Annotated in this window: 3 protein-coding genes; all 3 read right to left on the bottom strand. The window is 71.4% G+C overall.

Annotated elements, in window-relative coordinates:
• Nucleotides 1-49 precede the first annotated feature (49 nt).
• Nucleotides 50-424, bottom strand: a complete 375-nt coding sequence (locus ACFVXK_RS37900) for an RNA polymerase-binding protein RbpA (protein ID WP_007262928.1) — start codon at nucleotides 422-424, stop codon at nucleotides 50-52.
• A gap of 301 nt (nucleotides 425-725) precedes the next feature.
• Entirely contained in the window at nucleotides 726-2108 is a 1383-nt protein-coding gene (locus ACFVXK_RS37895; protein WP_389621735.1) for an MFS transporter, read from the bottom strand.
• Between the two features lie 67 nt (nucleotides 2109-2175).
• Nucleotides 2176-2946 (bottom strand): glycerophosphodiester phosphodiesterase family protein, encoded by a 771-nt coding sequence (locus ACFVXK_RS37890; protein WP_389621732.1) that lies wholly within the window; start codon nucleotides 2944-2946, stop codon nucleotides 2176-2178.
• Nucleotides 2947-3056 lie beyond the last annotated feature (110 nt).

Raw genomic sequence — 3056 nt, 5'->3', positions numbered from 1 at the left:
CCCCGCCACTGATGTGGCGGGGCCCCTCGGCTCGTACTGCGTCCGCGGGTCAGGCGGACTTGCGGCTGTCGCGCGGGTGCACGGCGATGTTCATGGCGCCGGAACGAAGGACGGCCAGCCGTTCGGCCAGCACCTCCTCCAGCTCCTCGCGGGTGCGCCGCTCCATGAGCATGTCCCAGTGCGTTCGCGCAGGCTTGCCCTTCTTCTCTTCGGGCCCGTCCCCGTCCACCAGGAGTGCCATGGCGCCGCACGCCTTGCACTCCCACTCCGGCGGAATCTCTGCCTCAACCGAGAACGGCATCTCAAATCGATGTCCGTTCTGGCATGCGTACTCCACCGCCTGGCGCGGGGCCAGATCGATGCCGCGGTCCGTCTCGTAGCTGGTAACCACGAGCCGCGTACCGCGGAGAGCTCGCTCACTCATGAATCGTGCCTCCCGGGCTTGTCGCCCACAGGACAGGTGTCGCTGTCGTCGTCATCCGGTCAACGTCCGGTCGGCGGTATAGATTCCCGCTCCGGGTCAATGCGTCGCCCGTCGTGCCGCCCCTTGTTGTACCCACCAGTGCCCGTTTTGTCACATCTGGCAGCAGATGTCACCCAACGTCTCTACTCCGTGAACGCGCAGTAACGGTCCGCCTGGCAGGCCAAAGGCGTACACTACCGGCCGATCGCCATAACGTCGAAATTCGTTCGGAACTCGTTCACGAGTCCGGACGGATCCCGGCTCAGACGCGCACCGGAACAGGATTGCCCGCCGCCTCCACCGCGCGCCGCACCGGCACTCGCGCGAGCAGGGCGAAACCCAGTGCGAAGAAGACCACCAGCGAGATGATCGCGTCCCGGTAGCTGCCCGTGACCTGGTACGTCAGCCCGAAAACCAGCGGTCCCACCCAGCTCAGCCCCCGGTCGCTCATCTCGTAGGCCGAGAAGTACTCCGCCTCCTTGCCCGCCGGGACCAGGTGCGAGAACAGCGAGCGCGACAGCGCCTGGCTGCCGCCCAGCACCAGCCCGATCATCGCGGCGAGCGCGAAGAACCACACCGGGGTCCTGGCCGGCAGGAAGTACCCGGCCCCCAGCGTCAGCCCCCACGCGGCCAGTGAGCCGAGGATCGTCCGCTTCGCCCCGTAGGCGACCGCCAGCCGGCCCATCGCCAGCGCCCCGACCACCGCCAGGACCTGGACCAGCAGCACGGCCACGATCAGCGTGGACTGCTCCAGCTGGAGCTCCTCCGAGCCGTACACCGAGGCCTGCGAGATCACCGTCTGGACGCCGTCGTTGTAGACCAGGTACGCGAGCAGGAACGACAGGGTCAGCGGATAGCGCCGCATGTCCTTGAGCGTGGCCACCAGCTGCCGCCAGCCGCTGACCGCCGCGGCCGCGCCCGCCTCCCGGACCACCGCCCGGTCCCGCAGCCGGCGCAGCGGGATGATCGCGAAGGCCCCCCACCACAGCCCCGCCGAGGCCAGGCAGATCCGCACCGCCGCGCCCTCGGAGAGCCCGAAGGAGTCGTGCCCCTGGAACAGCACCAGGTTCAGCACGAGCACGAACGCCCCCGAGGTGTAGCCGAAGGCCCAGCCCCGCGAGGAGACCGTGTCCCGCTCGTCCGGGGTGGAGATCTGCGGCAGGAAGGCGTTGTAGAGCACCATCGAGACCGCCAGCGAGGCGTTCGCGACCACCAGCAGGAACCCGCCCAGCAGGTAGCGGTGCCCGTCCAGGAAGAACATCCCGGTCGTCGCCGCCGCCCCCGTGTACGCGGCGGCCGCCAGGAGCGGCTTCTTGCGCCCGGTCCGGTCCGCCGCGGCGCCGGCCAGCGGCATCACCAGCACGGCCAGGATCACCGACAGGGACACCGTGTACGCGAAGAACGACCCGGCCCGCACCGGTATGCCCAGCGGGTGGACGTAGCCCTCGGCGTCGGCCGCGGCCTTGGCCACCGCCGTCAGGTAAGGGCCGAGGAACACCGTGAGCACGCTGGTCGAGTAGACCGAGCAGGCGAAGTCGTAGAAGTACCAGCCGTGCTGTTCGCGCCGCCGCGCGGCGGCCCCGTCGCCGGGGCCTCTGCCGCCCTCCGCGCCGGATTCCGCTTCGTTTTCCGTACGCTCGGTCATGAGCGCCCCCTTGCCGTTCCCCGTAGAACGCCGGCCGCCGCACCGGGCACGGCGGCCCTCGGGCCCGTCAGGCCCAGGCCCCGCGCCGGTCCAGCACCGTGCGCAAAGTGTCGATCCGGTCGGTCATGATGCCATCGACACCCAGGTCGAGGAGAGCCTCCATACGTTCCGGTTCGTTCACGGTCCAGACGTGCACCTGGAGTCCCCGCTCGTGCGCGGTCCGTACGAACCGCCGGTCCACCACCCGGATGCCCGCCTGGGTCTCCGGCACCTGGGCCGCCACCGCCCCCGCCCGCAGGGCCGCCGGGACCGCCCACGAGCGCAGCCGCAGCGCGAGCACGCCCCGCACCCCGTACGAGGTCGCCAGCCGGGGCCCGGCGATCTTCTGCGCCCGGGCCACCCGGCTCTCCGAGAAGGAGCCCACGCACACCCGGTCCCAGACCCCGGCCCGCGCGATGAGGTTCACCAGCGGGTGCAGGGCCGACTCGTCCTTCACGTCCACGTTCCAGCGGGCGTCCGGGAACTCCTCCAGCAGCTCCTCGAACAGCGCCAGCGGCTCGCTCCCCGCCACCCGGGCCTCGCGCACCCGGCTCCACGACAGCTCGCGGATCCGGCCCGTGGCATCGGTGACCCGGTCCAGGGTCGCGTCGTGGAAGGCCACCAGCTTCCCGTCGGCCGTCGCGTGCACGTCGGTCTCGAAATACCGGTAGCCCGCCGCGGCCGCCCGGCGGAAGGCGGCGGCGGTGTTCTCCAGCCCGTCCGCGGCCCCGCCCCGGTGGGCGAAGGGGATCGGGGCCGGGTGGTCCAGATAGGGGTGGGGTCGGCGTACGTCAGTCACGGCCGCAGTATGCACGCTGGGTCCCGTGGGGCGGGAGCGGCGACGTGGACGGCCGGTGAACGCCCCCCGCCCCCCGTCCGGGGCGCGGCGGACGGTCCGCAGGACCCACC

The sequence above is a fragment of the Streptomyces sp. NPDC058157 genome, assembly GCF_042884105.1.
GTDB lineage: Bacteria > Actinomycetota > Actinomycetes > Streptomycetales > Streptomycetaceae > Streptomyces.
Note: the sequence above shows the minus strand (reverse complement) of the source record. Positions and strands in the feature narration are given on the sequence as shown.

Bases quoted from the DNA above. Each gene is read 5' to 3' on its own strand.
- ACFVXK_RS37900 (WP_007262928.1), bottom strand. From the start codon at position 424: ATGAGTGAGCGAGCTCTCCGCGGTACGCGGCTCGTGGTTACCAGCTAC.
- ACFVXK_RS37895 (WP_389621735.1), bottom strand. From the start codon at position 2,108: ATGACCGAGCGTACGGAAAACGAAGCGGAATCCGGCGCGGAGGGCGGC.